Annotated in this window: 16 protein-coding genes; 13 read left to right on the top strand and 3 right to left on the bottom strand. The window is 43.4% G+C overall.

Annotation, left to right across the window (positions count from 1 at the left end; genetic code table 11):
• The first annotated feature begins 170 nt into the window (after window positions 1-170).
• From Bovatus_RS00720 to Bovatus_RS00770, 11 genes are all read left to right on the top strand, one after another.
• Window positions 171-1,427: an efflux RND transporter periplasmic adaptor subunit gene (locus tag Bovatus_RS00720; RefSeq protein ID WP_004297379.1), complete on the top strand. Its 1,257-nt coding sequence runs from the start codon at window positions 171-173 to the stop codon at window positions 1,425-1,427.
• Between the two features lie 3 nt (window positions 1,428-1,430).
• Window positions 1,431-4,535 carry an efflux RND transporter permease subunit gene (locus Bovatus_RS00725; RefSeq protein WP_004297380.1) on the top strand — a complete coding sequence of 1,035 codons (3,105 nt, stop codon included), beginning with the start codon at window positions 1,431-1,433 and terminating at the stop codon, window positions 4,533-4,535.
• Window positions 4,535-5,914 (top strand): efflux transporter outer membrane subunit, encoded by a 1,380-nt coding sequence (locus Bovatus_RS00730; RefSeq protein WP_004297381.1) that lies wholly within the window; start codon window positions 4,535-4,537, stop codon window positions 5,912-5,914. Before Bovatus_RS00725 ends, Bovatus_RS00730 begins: the two co-directional genes overlap by 1 nt.
• Window positions 5,915-6,069: 155 nt before the next feature.
• On the top strand, window positions 6,070-7,731 hold the full coding sequence (locus Bovatus_RS00735; protein WP_004296258.1) for an IS1182-like element ISBf3 family transposase: 1,662 nt from the start codon (window positions 6,070-6,072) through the stop codon (window positions 7,729-7,731).
• A gap of 207 nt (window positions 7,732-7,938) precedes the next feature.
• A complete protein-coding gene (locus tag Bovatus_RS00740; RefSeq protein WP_004297384.1) occupies window positions 7,939-9,585 on the top strand; it encodes a diphosphate--fructose-6-phosphate 1-phosphotransferase in 1,647 nt (548 codons plus the stop codon).
• Between the two features lie 154 nt (window positions 9,586-9,739).
• Entirely contained in the window at window positions 9,740-10,633 is an 894-nt protein-coding gene (locus Bovatus_RS00745; RefSeq protein ID WP_004297385.1) for a glycoside hydrolase family 25 protein, read from the top strand.
• Between the two features lie 74 nt (window positions 10,634-10,707).
• Entirely contained in the window at window positions 10,708-12,051 is a 1,344-nt protein-coding gene (lpdA, locus tag Bovatus_RS00750) for a dihydrolipoyl dehydrogenase (RefSeq protein WP_004297388.1), read from the top strand.
• A gap of 19 nt (window positions 12,052-12,070) precedes the next feature.
• Window positions 12,071-12,793: a lipoate--protein ligase family protein gene (locus Bovatus_RS00755; RefSeq protein ID WP_004297389.1), complete on the top strand. Its 723-nt coding sequence runs from the start codon at window positions 12,071-12,073 to the stop codon at window positions 12,791-12,793.
• A 108-nt stretch (window positions 12,794-12,901) separates the two neighbouring features.
• The gene (locus tag Bovatus_RS00760; protein WP_004297390.1) at window positions 12,902-14,215 is read left to right on the top strand and encodes a dihydrolipoamide acetyltransferase family protein; all 1,314 of its coding nucleotides are present in this window, start codon (window positions 12,902-12,904) and stop codon (window positions 14,213-14,215) included.
• Window positions 14,216-14,252: 37 nt separating this feature from the next.
• Window positions 14,253-16,289, top strand: coding sequence for an alpha-ketoacid dehydrogenase subunit alpha/beta (locus tag Bovatus_RS00765; protein ID WP_004319330.1), 2,037 nt, complete (start codon window positions 14,253-14,255; stop codon window positions 16,287-16,289).
• Window positions 16,290-16,301: 12 nt separating this feature from the next.
• A complete protein-coding gene (locus Bovatus_RS00770) occupies window positions 16,302-16,808 on the top strand; it encodes a flavodoxin (RefSeq protein WP_004297392.1) in 507 nt (168 codons plus the stop codon).
• Between the two features lie 136 nt (window positions 16,809-16,944).
• Here the strand turns inward: Bovatus_RS00770 and prmA are convergent, their stop codons facing one another.
• Window positions 16,945-17,793, bottom strand: coding sequence for a 50S ribosomal protein L11 methyltransferase (gene prmA / locus Bovatus_RS00775; RefSeq protein WP_004297393.1), 849 nt, complete (start codon window positions 17,791-17,793; stop codon window positions 16,945-16,947).
• A 152-nt stretch (window positions 17,794-17,945) separates the two neighbouring features.
• Between prmA and Bovatus_RS00780 the strand changes: the two genes are divergently transcribed.
• Together Bovatus_RS00780 and Bovatus_RS00785 are read left to right on the top strand one after the other, a co-directional pair.
• Complete coding sequence (locus Bovatus_RS00780) at window positions 17,946-19,292, top strand: hypothetical protein (RefSeq protein ID WP_004297394.1); 1,347 nt, start codon at window positions 17,946-17,948, stop codon at window positions 19,290-19,292.
• A gap of 25 nt (window positions 19,293-19,317) precedes the next feature.
• Window positions 19,318-20,913 (top strand): hypothetical protein, encoded by a 1,596-nt coding sequence (locus Bovatus_RS00785; RefSeq protein ID WP_004319328.1) that lies wholly within the window; start codon window positions 19,318-19,320, stop codon window positions 20,911-20,913.
• A gap of 120 nt (window positions 20,914-21,033) precedes the next feature.
• On the opposite strand, the gene Bovatus_RS00790 is transcribed toward Bovatus_RS00785, so the two are convergent.
• Together Bovatus_RS00790 and Bovatus_RS00795 are read right to left on the bottom strand one after the other, a co-directional pair.
• The gene (locus tag Bovatus_RS00790; RefSeq protein ID WP_004297397.1) at window positions 21,034-21,840 is read right to left on the bottom strand and encodes a fimbrillin family protein; all 807 of its coding nucleotides are present in this window, start codon (window positions 21,838-21,840) and stop codon (window positions 21,034-21,036) included.
• Between the two features lie 40 nt (window positions 21,841-21,880).
• Window positions 21,881-22,351, bottom strand: coding sequence for a nucleoside deaminase (locus Bovatus_RS00795; protein ID WP_004297398.1), 471 nt, complete (start codon window positions 22,349-22,351; stop codon window positions 21,881-21,883).
• Window positions 22,352-22,465: the final 114 nt, after the last annotated feature.

Raw genomic sequence — 22,465 nt, forward strand, 5'->3', positions numbered from 1 at the left:
ATGTGGATAATTTCTACATTTTATCTGGTGGATTCTACATTTCTACATTTCTTAAGGCAAAATATAATAGACTGAATACCAGTAAATAATAGGTGTAATGAATTTTGGCATACTAATTGCAAGAAAGAGTATAGAACAAACATAAGTTAAATTAAATAATAAGATTCGATATGAGATTATTCTTTTCGAAACATGAGTTGAAACTGAGGAGAAAGAGAACCATTGCTGCTATTATATGTGTGGTACTTGTGTTGGGTGTGTATTGGATACTGACCCGACCTCAGAAGGCTGCGCCGGAAATGCCGACAGTCATTGTAGAACCGGTAGTGAAAGATGATGTAGAGATATACGGGGAGTATGTAGGGCGTATTCGTGCCCAACAGTTCGTCGAAGTCCGTGCCCGGGTGGAAGGCTATCTGGAAAATATGCTTTTTGCCGAAGGTACATATGTCAATAAGAATCAGGTTTTGTTTGTCATTAATCAGGACCAGTATCGTGCCAAAGCTGATAAGGCCAGAGCGCAGTTGAAAAAAGACGAAGCGCAGGCTTTGAAGGCGGAGCGTGATTTAAAACGTATCCGTCCGTTGTTTGAGCAGAATGCTGCAAGCCAGTTGGATTTGGATAATGCGGAAGCTGCTTATGAAAGTGCTGAGGCAACGGTAGCCATGAGTGAGGCGGATTTGGCACAGGCTGAATTGGAGCTGGGCTACACCATTGTCCGTTCGCCTTTGTCGGGACACATTAGTGAAAGAAATGTGGATTTGGGTACGTTAGTGGGACCCGGGGGAAAATCATTGCTTGCTACTATTGTGAAGAGTGATACGGTGTTGGTTGATTTTAGTATGACGGCACTCGATTATCTGAAGAGTAAAGAAAGAAATATTAATTTGGGACAGCAGGATTCTACCCGTTCCTGGCAGCCCAATATTACCATAACATTGGCAGATAACACAGTCTATCCATTCAAAGGATACGTGGATTTTGCCGAACCCCAGGTGGATCCTCAAACCGGCACTTTCTCTGTACGTGCAGAAATGCCTAATCCGAAACAAGTATTGTTGCCGGGACAGTTTACAAAGGTGAAATTGTTGCTGGATGTTCGTGAAGGAGCACTCGTTGTTCCAATGAAAGCCGTTACCATCGAAAAGGGTGGAGCATATATTTATACCATGCGCAGGGATAATGCAGTAGAGAAACGTTTTATCGAATTAGGACCGGAAGTCGGGAATAATGTGGTGGTAGAAAGAGGATTGGCAGAAGGAGAAATGGTAGTTGTAGAAGGGTTCCATAAGTTGACTCCGGGTATGAAAGTACGGGTGAGCCAACCGGATGCAGAAGCCCAGGATAGTATAACTGCGACAAAAAATGAAGTGGCCGGGGCGAAAGAAAATGTTACCGGAACGAAGGATAACGCGAAAGGAGAATAAACGATGAAAGTTACTTTTTTTATAGATAGGCCGGTCTTTTCGGCTGTAATCTCCATCGTGATTGTGATTGTCGGTATTATTGGTCTGACGATGCTTCCGGTGGATCAATACCCGCAGATTACTCCTCCGGTGGTGAAGATTAGTGCTTCTTATCCGGGTGCGAGTGCACTTACTGTATCACAGGCAGTAGCTACCCCGATTGAGCAGGAAATCAATGGTACTCCGGGGATGCTTTATATGGAATCAAATAGTTCTAACTCCGGAGGTTTTTCGGCAACAGTTACTTTTGATGTATCTGCTGATCCGGATTTGGCAGCTGTTGAGATTCAGAATCGTGTGAAACTGGCAGAATCCCGTTTGCCGGCGGAAGTGATTCAGAATGGTATTTCGGTAGAAAAACAGGCTCCCAGTCAGTTGATGACGCTTTGTTTGACTTCTACCGACCCAAAGTTCGATGAGATTTACTTGAGTAACTTTGCTACCATCAATGTGCTCGATGTGATTCGCCGTATTCCCGGAGTGGGACGTGTATCCAATATCGGTAGCCGTTATTATGCCATGCAGATATGGGCGCAGCCGGATAAGCTGGCAAACTTCGGACTGACCGTACAGGATTTGCAGAATGCATTGAAAGATCAGAATCGTGAATCAGCAGCGGGTGTGCTGGGACAACAGCCTGTACAAGGATTGGATATCACGATTCCTATCACGACACAGGGACGTCTTTCCACTGTAGGACAATTTGAAGATATCGTAGTACGTGCCAATGCGAATGGTTCTATCATTCGATTGAAAGATGTGGCACGTGTATCGCTGGAAGCTTCTTCGTATAATACAGAGAGTGGTATCAACGGTGAAAATGCTGCCGTGCTTGGTATTTATATGTTACCGGGTGCTAATGCGATGGAAGTGGCCGAGAGAGTAAAAGAGGCAATGGATGAGATTAGTAAGAACTTTCCGGAGGGATTGAGCTATGAGATTCCGTTCGATATGACGACTTATATTTCCGAATCTATCCATGAAGTATATAAGACGTTGTTTGAAGCGTTGGTATTGGTGGTTCTGGTAGTTTATTTATCCTTGCAGAGCTGGCGTGCAACGTTGATTCCGGTAGTGGCGGTGCCTATTTCATTGATCGGTACTTTCGGATTCATGTTGATTTTCGGTTTCTCATTGAATATCCTGACATTGCTCGGATTGATCCTTGCGATCGGTATTGTGGTGGATGATGCGATTGTGGTGGTGGAAGGTGTGGAACATATCATGGAAACGGAGCACCTAAGTCCTTATGAAGCTACGAAAAAAGCGATGAACGGACTTGCCAGTGCTTTGATTGCCACTTCGCTGGTATTGGCGGCTGTGTTCGTCCCGGTTAGCTTTTTAAGTGGGATTACAGGACAGTTGTATCGCCAGTTTACGGTGACAATTGTAGTATCCGTGCTTATTTCTACGGTCGTGGCTCTGACATTGAGTCCGGTGATGTGTTCGCTGATTCTGAAACCGGATAGCGGGAAGAAAAAGAATATCGTTTTCCGGAAGATTAATGAATGGCTGGGTATCGGTAGTAATAAGTATGTAGCTGCCGTAACTCGTACAATTAAGCATCCTCGTCGAGTTTTGAGTGCTTTTGGTATGGTGTTGATTGCTATCATGTTGATTCATCGCATTATTCCGACCAGTTTCTTACCTGTGGAAGATCAGGGATATTTCAAGATTGAATTGGAACTGCCGGAAGGGGCTACTCTGGAACGTACCCGTATCGTGACAGAGCGTGCCATTGCTTATCTGGAAAAGAACCCGTACATTGAGTATATACAGAATGTAACGGGAAGTAGTCCTCGTGTCGGAAGTAACCAGGGACGTGCAGAACTGACGGTGATCCTGAAACCTTGGGAGGAACGGAAGAGTACCACTATTGAGAAGATCATGCATACGGTAGAGAAACATCTTGAGGAATATCCGGAATGTAAAGTCTATCTGTCCACTCCTCCGGTTATTCCGGGGCTCGGTAGTTCGGGAGGTTTTGAGATGCAGCTGGAAGCTCGTGGAGAAGCCACTTTTGATAATTTGGTAGACGCGACAGATACATTAATGTACTACGCATCCAAACGCAAAGAGTTGGCGGGCTTGTCATCTTCTTTGCAGTCGGAAATCCCACAACTCTATTTTGATGTGGATCGAGACAAAGTGAAGATGCTGGGTGTACCTTTGGCTGATGTGTTTTCTACCATGAAGGCTTATACCGGTTCGGTTTATGTGAACGACTTTAATATGTTCAACCGTATATATAAGGTTTATATTCAGGCAGAAGCTCCTTATCGCGAACACAAAGACAATATTAATTTGTTTTTTGTGAAAGCCTCCAATGGAGCGATGGTACCATTGACTTCTCTGGGAAATGCATCATATACCACAGGACCGGGAAGTATCAAACGTTTCAATATGTTTACTACGGCCGTTATTCGTGGAGCAGCTGCGCAAGGATATAGTTCCGGACAGGCGATGGAGATCATGGAACAGATTGCCCGCGATCATCTTCCCGATAATATCGGACTGGAATGGAGCGGCCTTTCCTATCAGGAGAAGCAGGCGGGAGGTCAGACGGGTATGGTGATGGCACTGGTATTCTTGTTCGTTTTCCTCTTCCTTGCTGCACAATACGAAAGTTGGACAGTGCCTATTGCTGTGTTGCTTTCTTTACCTGTGGCTGCTTTGGGAGCCTATTTGGGAGTATGGGTTTGCGGATTGGAAAACGATGTCTATTTCCAGATTGGCTTGGTTATGTTGGTCGGACTTGCCGCTAAGAATGCAATTTTGATTGTAGAGTTCGCAAAGGTGCAGGTAGATAAAGGTGAAGACTTGGTGCAATCGGCCATATACGCAGCCAAATTGCGTTTCCGTCCGATTCTGATGACCTCTCTTGCCTTTGTGCTCGGTATGCTTCCGATGGTACTGGCAAGTGGTCCGGGTTCGGCAAGCCGGCAGGCAATCGGTACAGGTGTATTTTTCGGAATGATATTTGCCATCGTATTTGGTATCATTCTTGTGCCGTTCTTCTTTGTGATGGTGTATAAAACAAAGTCGAAAATCTTAAAACATAAGAAATAATGAAACGAAAGAAACTATATATTGCTATCCTGTTACTTGCCGGAGTACTGACTTCCTGCAAGGTAGGGAAAAGCTATGTCCGTCCTGATCTTCATTTACCCGACAGCTTGGAAAGATCACAGGATTCGGTTAGCTTCGGTGACCAGGACTGGAGGGATATTTATACAGATGCTACATTGAGAAGTCTGATAGAGCGTGCATTGGATCATAATAAAGATATGCTGATTGCTGCTGCCCGTGTGAAAGAAATGGCTGCGCAGAAACGAATTTCTACGGCTGCATTGCTTCCGGATATTAAAGGAAAAGTGACAGGGGAACGCGAACTCGAGAATCATGGAGGAGATGCTTTCAAGAGATCGGATACCTTTGAAGCACAATTCCTCGTTTCGTGGGAAGTCGATCTTTGGGGAAATCTGCGTTGGGCGCGTTCGGCCAGCATTGCCGAGTATCTGCAATCTATTGAAGCACAACGTGCATTGCAGATGACGATTGTGGCTGAAGTGGCACAGGCTTACTATGAACTGGTAGCTTTGGATACAGAGCTTGATATTGTCAAACAGACATTGAAAGCCCGTGAAGAAGGGGTGCGCCTGGCGCGTATCCGGTTTGCCGGTGGATTGACTTCCGAGACTTCCTATCGACAGGCACAAGTGGAGTTGGCACGTACGGCCACTTTGGTTCCTGACTTGGAACGTAAAATCTCCCTGAAAGAGAACGATATTGCTTATCTTGCGGGTGAATATCCTAATAAGATAGCCCGTTCCCGTTTGCTTCAGGAGTTTAATTCTCCGGAAACACTTCCTGTAGGGTTGCCGTCTACTTTGTTGGAACGCCGTCCCGACATTCGTCAGGCAGAGCAGAAATTGATTGCTGCCAATGCAAAAGTAGGAGTGGCCTATACGAATATGTTCCCGCGTCTTGCCCTGACAGGTGGTTTCGGTAGTGAAAGTACTTCTTTGTCGGAACTCTTGAAATCTCCCTATGCAGTTATGGAAGGAGCTTTATTAACTCCTATCTTTGGTTGGGGAAAGAACCGTGCGGCATTGAAAGCGAAAAAGGCTGCTTATGAGGCTGAAGTACATAGTTATGAGAAATCCGTACTGGAAGCTTTCAAGGAAACACGTAATGCGATTGTCAACTTCAACAAGATTAAGGAAGTGTACGAACTTCGTGCCAATCTGGAACGTTCGGCCAAGAGCTACATGGACTTGGCACAATTGCAGTACATCAATGGAGTCATCAACTATCTGGATGTGTTGGATGCCCAACGTGGATACTTTGATGCCCAAATCGGATTGAGTAATGCCATTCGTGACGAGTTGATTGCGGTGGTTCAACTTTATAAGGCTCTTGGCGGAGGCTGGGAGCAGAATCCCTAGAATTATATTATAAATTAGCTCGCTGAAGAAAACGTAAAGAGGTTGTGTCAAAACGCTGACACAGCCTTTTTTTATGCGCAAAGCCCAGACTTTCTCAAGCCCGGGCTTTGTTATTACCCAAAGTTTTCGTATCTTTAGGTATAAAGTTTTTCGTTATGGCAAAGTTACATTTTCGTCCTTACATTCCCAACCAAACCGTTCTTTTTCCACAAAGAATTGATGAAAACATAGCTGCGACCGACCCGGTCCGCATCGTGAATGCTGTTATTGACAATCTCAATCTTGAGAGTTTCAAGAAGCTTTATAAGGAAACGGGCCGTTGTCCTTATCATCCTAAAATGATGCTTAAGGTGATAATCTACGCCTACATGAATAATATCTATTCTTGCCGTAAAATAGAGAAGCACCTCCTTCGTGACATTCATTATATTTGGCTTGCCGGTAATGAGCATCCGGATTTTATCACGATCAACCGTTTTCGTAACCGTGTAAAGGAGGAAATAAATAATGTATTTACCCAGTTGGTTCTTGTCCTTGCCGATAAAGGTTTCATCAGCCTTGATGTGGAGTATATCGACGGCACCAAGATTGAATCCAAAGCCAACAAATATACTTTTGTCTGGCGCAAGACAGTCGAACGGAACCGTACGAGACTAATGGATAAAATCCGTATTCTCTTGGAACAGGTGGATGAAGCCATTGCACAGGAGAACTCTATAAAAGACACATCCGTGGAGTTTACTCCCTGCAGGCTCTCTGACATAGTGGATGAACTTAAAGAAGCCCTGGAACGCCAGCCTGCAACAAAGGATAAGGAAGAAAAGAAAGCCCTGCGCAAAAAGAAGAAGCAGGTCATGGAACTTGAAGGGTATCGTGACAAGCTGATAGAATACGACAATCACCTTGATACCCTTGGAGAACGTAACTCCTATTCCAAGACCGATCCTGGTGCCACATTCATGCGCATGAAAGAAGATGCCATGAAGAACGGGCAGACCAAACCCGGATATAATCTGCAAATAGGTACTGAAAACCAATTCATCACAGACTTCCGTCTGTTTCCCAACCCTACCGATACACTGACCCTCATACCTTTTTTCCACTCTTTCCAGTACCGCTATAACCGTTTACCGAATATCTGTGTGGCAGACTCCGGTTACGGTTCGGAAGAAAATTACCGGTTCATGCAGGAGAATGGGATAGAAGCCTTCATCAAGTATAATTACTTCCATAAAGAACAGCGTCCTCGTTATACTCCCAACCCATTCCATGCCGAAAGTCTCCATTACAATGCCCAAGAGGATTATTACGTTTGTCCTATGGGACAGCACATGAACCGTATAGGAACCAAACGTGACAAGACAGCGAGCGGATACATCATCGAAAGTGCCCGGTATAAAGCAAAAAGATGCGAAGGTTGCCCTTTGCGTGGCAGTTGTTTTAAAGCTCGGGGGAACCGTATTATAGAAGTCAACCACCGATTAAATCAATACAAACGGCAGGCACGGGAAAGGTTGCTCTCAGAAGAAGGTATCAAGCATAGAGGCAGGAGGTGTATAGAACCAGAGGCTGTGTTTGGACAAATGAAATACAACATGGCATACAGAAGATTCCGGCATGTGGGAGAAGACAAGGTTACAATGGACTTTGCTTTCTTTGCTATAGCCTTTAATATCAAAAAAATGTGTGCTAAACTGATAAAAGAAGGAAAGGGGCTCATTACAGTTGCCAAATATATGTTTATGGGACTATTTATAACCCGATATAATTGGAATATAGCAACTTGTTGCCAAATGCATGAGGAAAAAGCAGCATAGCCAAAAGAAAATATAGCAGAACTGTAAAATATAAAAGAGGTTGTGCCAACGTTTTGACACAACCTCTTAATTTTTCTTTCTTCTTTCTTTTGTCTTAAAAACAACAGAAGAAGAATTTTTATAATTCGGAAAAAAATGCGAAATTTGCAACGCTTTTCAAGTTTGACAAGAAACTTACTAACACCTTTAAATAAAAAATTAAAGAAAATGACTAAAAGTGCATTGCAAATCGCAAGGGCTGCTTACCAGCCCAAACTTCCGAAAGCATTGGCATCAGGAGCTGTTAAGGCTGTAGCAGGTGCTGCTACTCAATCTGTAGCCGATCAGGAAGCTATCAAAGCATTATTCCCGAACACGTATGGAATGCCGTTGATTACATTCGAAGCTGGTGAAGCTGTTGCTCTTCCTGCTATGAATGTAGGTGTAATTCTTTCCGGTGGTCAGGCTCCGGGCGGACACAATGTAATCTCCGGTTTGTTCGATGGTATCAAGAAATTGAACCCGGAAAACAAATTATATGGTTTTATTCTGGGTCCTGGTGGTCTGGTAGATCACAACTATATGGAGCTGACTGCTGATATCATCGACGAATACCGTAACACAGGTGGTTTCGATATCATCGGTTCCGGACGTACGAAGCTGGAAGCTGAAAGCCAGTTTGAAAAAGGACTTGAAATCATCAAACAACTGGGCATCAAGGCACTGGTTATTATTGGTGGGGACGACTCTAATACAAATGCTTGTGTATTGGCTGAATACTATGCTGCTAAGAAGTATGGTGTACAGGTAATCGGTTGCCCGAAAACAATCGACGGTGACTTGAAGAACGATATGATTGAAACTTCTTTCGGTTTCGATACAGCTTGTAAGACTTATGCTGAAGTAATCGGTAACATCCAACGTGACTGTAACTCTGCACGTAAATACTGGCACTTCATCAAATTGATGGGTCGTTCGGCTTCTCACATCGCACTGGAATGTGCTTTGCAAGTACAGCCTAACGTATGTATCATTTCAGAAGAAGTGGAAGCAAAAGATATGTCTTTGGACGATGTAGTAACATCTATCGCTAAAGTGGTAGCAGACCGTGCAGCACAAGGACACAACTTCGGTACAGTTTTGATTCCGGAAGGATTGGTAGAGTTCATTCCTGCCATGAAACGTCTGATTGCTGAATTGAATGACTTCCTGGCTGCTAATGCTGAAGAATTCGGTCAGATTAAGAAATCTCACCAACGTGATTATATCATCCGCAAACTTTCTCCGGAAAACTCTGCTATTTATGCTAGTCTGCCGGAAGGTGTTGCCCGTCAGTTGACTTTGGATCGTGACCCGCACGGAAACGTTCAGGTATCATTGATCGAAACTGAAAAACTGTTGTCTGAAATGGTAGCTACTAAGTTGGCTGCATGGAAAGAAGAAGGCAAGTATGTTGGTAAATTTGCTGCTCAACACCACTTCTTCGGTTATGAAGGACGTTGTGCTGCTCCGTCAAATTTTGACGCTGACTATTGCTACTCTTTGGGTTACACAGCTTCTATGTTGATTGCTAACGGTAAGACTGGTTATATGTCTTCTGTACGTAACACAACAGCTCCTGCTGCTGAATGGATTGCTGGTGGTGTGCCTATTACCATGATGATGAACATGGAACGTCGTCACGGTGAAATGAAGCCGGTTATCCAGAAAGCATTGGTAAAACTGGATGGTGCTCCTTTCAAAGCATTTGCTGCACAACGCGAACGTTGGGCTATCGAAACGGATTATGTATATCCGGGTCCGATCCAATACTTCGGTCCTACAGAAGTTTGCGACCAGGCAACTAAGACTTTGCAACTGGAACAAGCTAAATAAATACATTTCAAAGTAGTTGTTAATACAACAGCTGCAATGAAGGGTTCTTTCAGGCACGGATTACGCGGATTAATACGGTTTTTAGTTATTTCTTATAACCCTGTATTCCGTGTAATCCGTGCCTATCTCTAAAAACATTGATCGTTTAAAGTAAATGCCACAACGCAACAACCCGATGTCTGCCGTACAGAAGAAAAGAACTGTTTCCACCACTAAAAGAAAGGGAACGACCTCTTCTTCCAAGACTTCCCGTACTTCAAAAAAGGAACAGGTGAAGCATCGAACTGTGATGCCTACCTGGCTTCGTAATATTCTGGCAGTGATGATTGTCGGTTGTTTCTCCGTCGCTTTCTATTATTTCTTTATCCGCCCTTATGCTTATCGATGGAAACCTTGCCATGGCTTAAAGGAATATGGTGTCTGCATCCCTGACGGATATGATATTCATGGTATTGACATTTCTCACTATCAGGGAAAGATTGACTGGAAGAAGCTGTTGCAGAATAAGGAGACGGCTACTCCTTTACATTTCGTCTTTATGAAGGCCACAGAAGGAGGAGATCATAACGATACCACATTTGAGGCAAATTTTGCCAATGCCCGTAATCATGGATTTATCCGTGGCGCTTATCATTTTTATATTCCGAGCACGGATGCTTTGAAACAGGCGGACTTCTTTATTCGCACGGTAAAACTTGTTTCCGGTGATTTACCTCCCGTACTTGATGTGGAAGTGACCGGGCGGAAGGAAAAAAAGGAATTACAGCAAGGCATCAAACGCTGGCTGGACCGGGTGGAATCTCATTATGGAGTGAAGCCTATTCTATACACTTCTTATAAATTTAAAACCCGTTACCTGGACGACTCTATCTTCAATGCATACCCTTATTGGATTGCCCATTATTATGTGGACTCTGTGCGGTATCAGGGGAAATGGCACTTTTGGCAACATACGGATGTAGGAAGTGTTCCCGGCATTAAAGAAGACGTAGATTTGAATGTGTTTAATGGCTCGTTAGAGGAACTTAAAAAGTTGACAATTAAGTAACGGGTATTTCTTTTCCCTACAACTTATCTCTTCTCATATTTGTTATAATCGTATTATTACTAAAAAATACGATTATGAACTTTGATATAGCTATTATTGGTGGTGGTCCGGCCGGGTACACAGCTGCCGAACGGGCAGGGGCCAACGGATTAAAAACTGTTCTTTTTGAGAAAAAGGCAATGGGGGGAGTATGTCTCAATGAGGGGTGTATTCCTACTAAAACTTTGTTATATTCTGCTAAAATACTGGATAGCATCAAGAGTGCTTCCAAATACGGCGTTTCTGCCGAATCTCCTTCGTTCGATTTATCCAAGATTATGAGCCGTAAAGATAAAACAGTAAAAATGTTGACGGGCGGTGTGAAGATGACTGTGAGTTCTTACGGAGTGACTATTATAGAAAAGGAAGCTCTGATAGAAGGAGAGAAAGAGGGGAAAATACAAATCACTTGTGACGGAGAAACCTATTCCGTGAAATATTTGCTGGTATGTACCGGCTCTGATACAGTGATTCCTCCTATACCGGGACTGTCAGAAATCAGTTATTGGACTTCCAAGGAGGCCTTGGAGATAAAGGAACTCCCTAAGACACTGGTCATTATTGGTGGCGGGGTGATCGGGATGGAGTTTGCTTCTTTCTTCAACAGTATGGGCGTGAAAGTACATGTTGTAGAAATGATGCCGGAGATTCTGGGAGCGATGGATAAGGAAACCAGTGGTATGCTTCGTGCCGAATATGCCAAACGGGGAGTCACTTTCTATTTGAATACGAAAGTGGTGGAAGTAAATCCTCATGGAGTTGTGATAGAAAAAGAAGGCAAGATGTCTGCTATTGAAGCGGAGAAGATCTTGCTTAGTGTAGGACGTAAGGCAAATCTATCCAAGGTGGGACTGGACAAGCTGAATATAGAACTGCATCGGAATGGAGTGAAAGTAGACGAACATCTGTTGACTTCGCATCCTCGTGTATATGCGTGTGGTGATATTACAGGCTACTCTTTATTGGCGCATACTGCTATCCGTGAAGCGGAAGTCGCCATCAATCATATTTTAGGAGTGGAAGACCGGATGAATTACGATTGTGTTCCGGGAGTCGTTTATACCAACCCTGAAGTGGCGGGAGTGGGAAAGACGGAAGAAGAACTGGTAAAATCAGGAATTCCTTACCGTATTTCGAAATTACCGATGGCTTATTCCGGACGCTTCGTTGCGGAGAATGAACAGGGAAACGGGCTCTGTAAGCTGATTCAGGATGAAGATGGGAAGATTATCGGTTGTCACATGTTGGGAAATCCGGCATCAGAACTTATTGTGATAGCAGGTATTGCTATTCAGAGAGGGTACACGGTGGAGGAATTCCAGAAGACTGTGTTTCCACATCCTACGGTTGGAGAGATCTATCACGAAATTATGTTTTAACTCTTATTCCGCTTGATCTATGATTCGATGTATCTATAGTCCGTTTACTGATATTTACTTTCACTTGGCAGCAGAAGAGTATCTGTTGAAGCAGGGAAATGAAGATATTTTCATGCTTTGGCAGGATACTCCTTCTGTGGTAATAGGTAAGCATCAGCGGTTGCGGTCGGAAGTCGATAAGAAATGGGCGGAACAGGAACGAGTACATATTGCCCGTCGTTTTTCGGGTGGGGGAGCGGTGTACCATGATTTGGGCAATATCAATCTGACTTTTATAGAAACGGCTCCCCGATTGCCGGAATTTGTTACGTACTTGCAACGGACATTGGATTTCCTGAACTCTATAGGCCTGATGGCAAAAGGAGGCGAACGACTGGGGATTTATCTGAATGGATTGAAAATATCAGGGAGTGCGCAATGCGTACATAAGAATCGGGTGTTGTATCATTGCACTTTATTGTATGATACGGATCTGACAGCATTGCATAAAGCTTTGAATCCGGAACTGATGGTTGATGATGAAACTTTATCGTCAGTATATGCCGTTCCTTCCGTTCGGAGTGAGGTAACCAATATTCGGAGTTATTTACCGGAGGGAACTGTAACTGATTTTAAAGAGAAGGCTTTTCAGTATTTCAGTAAGTCCCAATCTGTCAGTGCTTTTACCGGGAAGGAAATAGAGGCTGTTAATCAGCTCCGGGAAGGGAAATATATTCAGAAAGAGTGGATATATAGTCGTTGATGTCCGGGCTGGCTTTGTCAGCATCCGGTTAAAATTTACTTAACTTAAAACTTTCTATTTCAGCCCGTTGTTGTAATATATCAAGGTTGAATAATAAATTTACTGTCTATGTCAAAATTCGAAATAAAAATGCCTAAGTTGGGCGAGAGTATAACCGAAGGGACAATCGTCTCTTGGTCTGTAAAGGTAGGTGATATGATTCAGGAAGACGATGTGCTTTTTGAAGTGAATACTGCCAAAGTAAGTGCGGAGATCCCTTCTCCCGTAGCGGGAAAAGTGGTGGAGATTTTATATAAGGAGGGCGATACGGTTGCTGTAGGAACAGTAGTCGCTATAATTGATTTGGATGGAGAAGAATCTTCAGGAACGGAGCCGATAAATGTTTCTGAAACATCACCATCGTTAGCGGAAACTGCTAGGAACGAATCAGCGAATACTGCATCGAAACCTGTTGTTGTAGAGGAAGAACGTTGGTACTCTCCTGTTGTGATTCAGTTGGCGCGGGAAGCTAAAATTCCGAAAGAAGAGCTGGATGCTATACAAGGAACTGGTTATGAAGGGCGATTGAGTAAGAAAGATATAAAAGATTATATTGAAAAGAAGAAAAGAGGAGGTAGTGTTGAACCGAAGCCGGCATCTGTTGTTGCTGCTCCGGCCGCAAGCAAACCATCAGTTGCTGTTTCTTCTGAACAGGCAAGTCCGAAGGTTGCTCCTGTAGCAATGCCTGGAGTCGAAGTAAAAGAGATGGATCGTGTCCGCCGGATTATTGCCGACCACATGGTTATGTCTAAGAAAGTATCTCCTCACGTGACCAATGTAGTAGAAGTAGACGTTACCAAATTGGTACGTTGGCGTGAAAAGAATAAAGACGCTTTCTTCCGTCGCGAAGGAGTGAAACTGACTTATATGCCTGTGATAACGGAAGCCGTGGCAAAAGCATTGGCTGCCTATCCACAGGTGAATGTATCGGTAGATGGATACAATATTCTTTTCAAAAAGCATATTAATGTCGGTATTGCCGTCTCTTTGAATGATGGAAATCTGATTGTTCCTGTGGTGCATGATGCCGATCATCTGAATCTGAACGGGTTGGCTGTTGCCATCGATTCTTTGGCCTTGAAAGCAAGGGATAACAAATTAATGCCGGAAGATATTGATGGGGGTACATTTACGATAACCAATTTTGGTACATTCAAGAGCCTGTTCGGTACGCCAATCATTAATCAGCCGCAAGTTGCTATCTTGGGAGTAGGGTATATTGAGAAGAAACCTGCTGTTGTAGAAACTCCGGAGGGTGATACGATTGCAATCCGGCATAAAATGTACTTGTCTTTGTCTTACGATCATCGGGTAGTAGACGGAATGTTGGGAGGTAACTTCCTGCATTTTATAGCCGACTATCTCGAAAATTGGAAAGGCTGATAACTGATTGTTTCATTCATTAAGAACTTCATTACTCATGAAAAAGAAATATGATATAAAGACTACAGATGTAGAAACCCTGAAAAAGTGGTATCATCTGATGACATTGGGGCGTGCCTTGGACGAAAAGGCACCGTCTTACCTGTTGCAATCTTTGGGTTGGTCTTATCATGCTCCCTATGCAGGGCATGATGGTATTCAACTTGCTGTCGGTCAGGTATTCACTCTCGGTGAAGATTTCCTGTTTCCATACTACCGGGATATGTTAACCGTGCTTTCCGCCGGAATGACCGCTGAAGAAGTTATCCTGAACGGTATTTCCAAAGCAACGGACCCAGGTAGCGGAGGACGTCACATGTCGAACCATTTCGCCAAACCGGAATGGCACATTGAAAACATCTCCTCTGCTACTGGTACACACGACCTTCACGCAGCAGGTGTGGCCAGAGCAATGGTATATTATGGACATAAAGGCGTAGCTATTACTTCTCACGGAGAGTCGGCTACTTCCGAAGGATTCGTTTATGAAGCTATCAATGGTGCCAGCCTCGAACGTCTTCCTGTGATTTTTGTAATACAAGATAATGGGTATGGTATTTCCGTACCCAAATCGGAACAGACTGCCAACCGTAAAGTAGCCGAGAACTTCTCGGGCTTCAAGAACCTGAAAATTATCTATTGTAACGGAAAGGATGTATTCGATTCGATGAATGCTATGACCGAAGCGCGAGAATATGCTATCAGTACCCGTAATCCGGTTATTGTGCAGGCGAATTGTGTCCGGATCGGTTCGCACTCCAATTCAGATAAGCACACCTTGTATCGGGATGAGAATGAATTGGAATATGTGAAAGATGCTGATCCCTTGATGAAGTTCCGCCGGATGCTGCTGCGTTATAAACGTCTGACCGAGGAAGAACTGCAACAAATAGAAACTGATGCAAAGAAAGAATTGTCTGCTGCCAACCGGAAGGCTTTGGCTGCTCCCGATCCCGATCCTAAAAGCATTTATGATTTTGTAATGCCCGAACCTTATCAGCCACAGAAATATAAAGATGGTACACATGAGGCGGAAGGGGAGAAGACTTTTCTAGTCAATGCCATTAATGAAACATTGAAAGCTGAATTCCGCTATAATCCCGATACCTTTATTTGGGGACAGGATGTGGCAAACAGGGAAAAAGGAGGCGTGTTTAATGTAACCAAAGGTATGCAGCAGGAATTCGGCGAAGCCCGTGTATTCAGTGCACCGATTGCGGAAGATTATATTGTAGGCACCGCCAATGGAATGAGTCGCTTTGATCCTAAAATTCATGTGGTGATTGAGGGAGCGGAGTTTGCCGATTATTTCTGGCCTGCCGTAGAACAATATGTGGAGTGTACACATGAGTACTGGCGTAGCAATGGGAAATTCGCTCCGAATATAACTCTGCGTCTGGCTTCCGGTGGCTATATCGGTGGAGGCTTGTATCATTCTCAAAACCTGGAGGGAGCTTTGACCACTTTACCGGGGGCACGTATTGTCTGCCCATCTTTTGCGGATGATGCTGCCGGATTACTTCGTACCAGTATGCGATCCAAAGGCTTCACGCTGTTCCTCGAACCGAAAGCATTGTATAATTCGGTAGAAGCAGCGGCAGTAGTGCCGGAAGATTTTGAAGTACCTTTCGGAAAAGCACGTATTCGTCGTGAGGGATCAGATTTAAGCATTATTACCTATGGCAATACCACCCATTTCTGTCTGCACGCAGCAGAACGATTGGAAAAAGAAGGTGGCTGGAAAGTGGAAGTCATTGATATTCGCTCCTTGATTCCGTTGGATAAAGAGGCGATATTCGAATCGGTCAAGAAAACGAGCAAGGCATTGGTGGTTCATGAAGATAAAGTATTCTCCGGTTTTGGTGCGGAGCTTGCTGCTATGATTAGTGGAGAGATGTTCCGCTATCTCGATGGACCGGTGCAGCGTGTCGGTTCTACTTTTACTCCTGTCGGTTTTAATCCGATTTTGGAAAAGGAAATTCTGCCGGATGAGGCCAAGATATACGAGGCTGCCCGGAGATTATTGGAATATTAAATAGTGTGGATTATGAAAAAGATAGGTTTATTTTATGCTACCAAAGCCGAAAGAACGAGTTGGGTGGCAGAGAAAATACAGAAAGAGTTTGGTGAAGACAAGATAGAAGTGGTGCCTATCGAGCAGGCTTGGCAAAATGATTTTGCTGCTTATGACTGCTTCATTGTGGGTGCTTCCACTTGGTTTGACGGGGAACTTCCTACTTATTGGGACGAACTGTTGCCGGAGCTCCGGACAATGAAATTAAAAGGTAAGAAGGTGGCTATCTTCGGTTTGGGAGATCAGATACGCTATCCAGAGAATTTTGCAGATGGAATCGGTCTGCTGGCAGAAGTCTTTGAAGGGGATGGGGCTACTTTGGTCGGTTTTACTTCTTCCGAAGGTTACACTTTCGAACGTTCAAAAGGCTTGCGTGGCGAGCAGTGGTGCGGGTTGGTTGTCGATTTGGATAATCAGTCCGAGCAGGCGGAAAAGAAAATCAAAGCATGGTGCCAACAGGTAAAGAAAGAGTTTGCGTAACAGTTTTGTTTCTCTTTATAAGATAGTGACGCTATCCGATACAAATAGTGACGGTATATGCTATGGATAGCGTCACTATCCCGCACGTATACCGTCACTATTTTTTCTGTATCAATCAGGAGTCTTCCGCCGACTCTTATCCTTTATAAACAAACTTCACCTCTGCCCAGCGATTCTTCTCTTTATAATGAACGAAAGTCAATCCGTTCTTTTCCGCTTCTTCGCGGATGGCGGCAATATCGTCTACATAAAATCCACTCATATAGAGTTCGGAATCCGTATGCATGCAGGCAACATATTGCTTCATATCATTCAGTAATATATTCCGGTTGATGTTGGCGATGATAACGTCGAAAGGTCCTTTTCCTGTAAGCGACGAGGCATCTCCTTGTGAAACGGCAATATCGTCTACGTGGTTCAATTCGATATTTTCGATGGAGTTTCGTACACACCATTCATCAATGTCGATGGCTGTACAGGGGCGTGCGCCCCGCATACGTGCGAGGATGGCAAGAATCGAAGTTCCGCAGCCCATATCGAGCAGAGATTTATCTTTCAGTTCACTGTCCAACAATTCTTCAATAATGAGGCTGGTAGTCTCGTGATGTCCTGTTCCGAAGGCCATTTGAGGATTGATGACAATGTCATATTCCGCTTTGGGAACATCTTGGTGGAAAGTGCTGTGAATCACACATCGGTTTCCGATAATGATGGGTTGAAAGAAATTCTTTTCCCATTCTTCATTCCAGTCCTTATCTTCTGCTTCGGTGTATGTATAAGTAATATCCGTATCGGGTAGGGGGAACTCGGTGATGGCAATCTTGATGGCGTTTTCATCACAGATTGTCTGTTGGATATATGCGGTCAGTCCGCCTTCACACTCAACAAAACTTTCAAACCCGACTTCACCCAGTACGGCAGCTAGTACGTCAGTGACGATTTCTGTGCAAGGGTGGGTGCGGAATGTGAACTCAAAATACTTCATAGTTGTTTTTAATTCTGGTGAATAATGGACAAAGATAGTTAGAAATAGGGATTTCCCTATTATCCTTTGGGGAAAATCTCCCTCGGACGAAAAATCTCTTCCTTATCTTTGTAACATGAATAAGTTTAAGTAATTACATAAACCGAGATGATATGAAAAAGATTGTTTATTTCTTGCTATTTGCCTTGTGCCTCCCGATAGGCTTGATGGCACAAAGCGTTGATGACGACCTTTACTTCATTCCTTCAAAAGACAAACAGGAGAAGAAAGAAACTCCGGTTAAGAAGGAAACGAAGAAACAGGTGACCAACATCTATACTTCACCGGGTACTACAGTAGTGGTTCAGGACCGTAAGGGAAGAACACGGGATGTGGATGAATATAACCGCCGTTACGATGCACGTGATAATGAATTCGTAATGGATAATGATACCTTATATATAAAAGAAAAATCTAATCCGGATTTGGACGGAGAATGGGTGACAGGCGAATTCAATGGTACGGAAGACGACTATGAATACGCTGAACGTATCATCCGTTTCCGCAATCCGCGTTTTGCTATCAGCATCAGCAGCCCGTTGTATTGGGATGTAGTTTACGGTCCGAATTCATGGGACTGGAACGTATATACCGACGGTATGTATGCTTATGCGTTCCCGACATTCAGTAATCCACTTTGGTGGGATTGGCGTTATGGCTCTTACGGCTGGGGATGGAACTATGGCTGGGGATGGAATCGTCCTTACTACGCTTGGGGATATTCTCCGGGTTATTGGGGCGGCTGGTATGGCGGCTACTGGGGTGGCTGGTATGGCGGCGGTTATTGGGGACATCACCACCACTGGCACGGTGGTCCTAGCTGGGGCTGGGGCGGAGGTGGAAGACCTTATTATGCCGGACGTAGTGTGATAAATGGAAATAACCGTTCCTATTATTCAGGTTCGAGAAATTATAATTCTACTTCTTATAGAAGAGGAACAGGTTCATCAACTACACGGCCTACTAATTCTTCAGTTGGACAAAGTGTTCGTCGTTCCGGTACCACTACAGGTGCAAATAGCAGAGTAGTAGGAACACGTGATTATACTCGTAGCAGTAGTAATGGTTCTGTTCGTTCGGGAAGTTCATATTCTCGTAGGAATACGGAAACATACACACGCCCAAGCAGTACACGTAGTTCCGGTACTAGCACACGTAATTCTGGTTCTTCCTATACTAGAAGTAACAGTTCAACGGGAAATTCCAGAACAAGTACTAGTCGCAGTAGCGGTAGTAGCTACTCACGCGGAAGTTCAACTTCTACATCACGAAGCTATACACCTGATAGATCATCATCCCGCTCTTCCAATTCAGGTAGCTATTCAAGAAGTAGTGGAAGTAGCTACTCATCAGGTAGCAGTGGTAGTTATTCTCGCAGTTCTGGTAGCAGTGGCAGTTCTTCACGTAGTAGTGGCGGTGGTGGCTCTTCACGTAGTTCTGGCGGTAGCTATAGAAGATAATTTATAATTTCAAAAGAGATTGATTATGAAAAGTAATAGAATATTAGCGATTTGTATTCTTTTGATAGGTGTAGGATTTCTAAATGCTCAAACAACTATCTATGATGCAAACCGATGGATGGGAAGTGATTTAAATGGAACTGCTCGTTTTGTAGGTATGGGTGGTGCTATGGGAGCCTTGGGTGGAGATATTACTACTATGGGAACCAATCCTGCCGGTATCGGAATTTATCGCAGCAATGATTTTATGGTGTCATTTGGTTTTGATAATACAGGAACAAAAGCTAATGGAGCGAGTCTTGACAAGTTTCATGGTTCATTCGATAATGCCGGATTTGTGTTCTCTACAAAAATAGGGAATACAACAGCGTTGAGATTTGCCAACTTTGGTTTCAATTATCGCAAAATGAAGTCATTCAATAGAAGTATGCTGATGAGTGGAGTATTCAATACCTCTCAAACAGTGCAGATGGCAAATATGGTGAACTTTGATTCATACGGAGGTTTTGATCCATTTACAGAAGCAGCTTTGAGGAGCGATGATGCTTTCCAAAATCCGGAATTGCCTTGGTTGGGTATTATGGGATATAATGCTCATTTAGTGAATCCTGTTTACGGGGAAGTTGATCCTGATAATCCAGATGCAGAACCTCCTTTTGAGGGATATGAACCCTATTTTCGAGCAGGAGATGCTGTGAGTCAGTCTTATCGTTCGAAAGAAAGTGGAGGTATTCATTCTTTTGATTTGAATGGTGCATTGAATTTTTATGATCGTTTTTATGTTGGAGCTACGTTAGGACTTTATAGTGTGAACTATGATAGAACCAGCGAATATAATGAAGACTTTACAGATAAGGATGGAAATGGCCATGGAGGATATACCTTAGGAAATGACTTTTGGGTAGATGGTAGTGGGGTTGATTTTAAACTAGGTTTTATTCTTCGTCCTTTTGAGTCATCCTCATTCCGTATTGGTGCAGCTGTACATACTCCGACTTTTTTTAGTTTGAAGGAGCGGAATACTGCTTATCTTCGTTTCGACTTGAGTGAAGAGTTAAATGATATTACTAGACCTTATGATGCTCGTGGAAATGATACTGAAGGAGAATATGAATATAAATTAGTTACTCCGTGGAAATTCAATGCAAGTATGGGATATACTATCGGTTCTTCCGTCGCATTGGGAGTTGAGTATGAATATTCAGACCGTACTAAAGCTAAAATGAAAGATCCGGACGGATATGAATTAGGTCAGACGGAAGACATTAAAGCGATGATGAAGCCTGTTCATACACTTCGTGTTGGAGCTGAATTTAAGCTAGCACCGGAATTTTCATTCCGTTTGGGATATAATCATATAACTGCTCCTTTGAAATCAGACGCTTTTAAGTATCTTCCTGTAAACTCAATGCGTACTGATACGGAGTTCTCTAATCCGGGTGCTACTAATAATTATACATTCGGTTGTGGTTATCGTGGTGAAAGTTTCTATGTGGATATGGCATATTTGTATAACACTTATAAAGAAACATTCTATGCTTTTGATAGTTTAGAATTACCAGGAACAAAGGTAACCAATAATAATCATAAGGTGGTTCTTACCGTAGGTATGCGCTTCTAATCTAATAAAGAGACAGTTTTCAATTTCAATAATAACTTTTGTGTGTAAAAAATCCCTGGAATGCTGAGTGTCTACAGCGGTTCCGGGGATTTTTATTAGTATCACTTTTATTCTTTTGTTTTATCTGCGTAACGGAGTCCGTTCATCAATAATTCCGCGGCCTCCGTAAAGTCTCATCGTAACAGGACTTCCGGCTTCTATGGTAATATCCTGATCTGCGATGATAGGTTCTTCCTTATCGTCTACAATTACAGAACCAATCTTCTCACCAGCCTTGATTATCTGTGGAATCAAGTTAGTCAGGATACCTTCGGAAATTTTCCGGATACTGATATATTCCGGGGTTGCATTCTTGTCAGCTTCGATTTTACCGTTGAAAAGATCCTGCACACCTTTGTTCTTCAAGAAAAGTTTAACGATTGCTTTACCTTCGTACGGGTTGCCTTTTTCATCAAGTAGAATAACGGGCGCAGTCATTCGCTTGAATGTAAGGGCTACATTGCTAGAACCTTTGCTGGCTTGGGCTGTGCCAAACAAATATTCTAAACCGCCTTTGATGTCACGGTAGCGACTAAAGAGGGATCTAGTCGTTACATCACCGGACAATTCGGGATAATGAGCATAGAAAGTTACAGCTTCCGAATCTGTAGCTGTCTCGCTCCAATTTTGGTTATCTACTCCCAAAGTAAAAGGCTGATATTCCTGCTCGGAAACGGACATTGAAATGACGTCTCCAGCTGAAAAACTACTTTTTAAAGGGAGTGACAGGTTACTGCTGCTACGAGTAACAGCGTCAGTGATACTTTCATTGTCGACAGTAGTAAGAAAGTTGATACCTTCTTTACTGGGATCTTGCAGTTCTTCTTGCTGTTGACAACTGAACAGGCATACTGATGCCATAACAAATAAAAGGCTTTTTCTTTTCATTTGAGGGGTAATTAATAGGTTAATAATAGTGAGAGGTTTTTTAATATTCTACTCTGTCTTCTTTGGCCGCCCAGGCTTTGAAGGCAGTAAGGGCTTCATTATGCAATAAGATTTCGGAAGGAAGCTTTCTGTCTTCAGGCTTCAGTTCCAGTTCGTCATAGATAAAAGAGTCGTCGAAGCCAATATTCTTGGCATCGGTCTTATTGTTTCCATAGTACATTTTATCCAATCGCGCCCAGTAAATCGCACCGAGACACATGGGACAAGGTTCGCAGGAAGTATAGATTTCGTATCCGCTAAGATTAAAAGTACCGAGTTTGGCAGCTGCGGCACGTATCGCACTCACTTCGGCATGAGCAGTTGGGTCACAAGATGCCGTAACACGATTTACTCCTGTTGCAACTATTTCCCCCTCTTTCGTGGCAATCACAGCACCGAAAGGGCCTCCACCATTTTCAACATTTTCTTTGGAGAGCTCGATTGCTTTCCGCATTAAGTCTTCTCTAGTCATGGCACAAAAAATATATTGTTAGTTTCATTTTCCCTTTGCTTCTTTTTACAAAGATAGAAAAAACTAACAATATACAATGGAATATTCCTATTAATTTTTTAACAGTATCAGTAA

The organism is Bacteroides ovatus (genome assembly GCF_001314995.1).
GTDB lineage: Bacteria > Bacteroidota > Bacteroidia > Bacteroidales > Bacteroidaceae > Bacteroides > Bacteroides ovatus.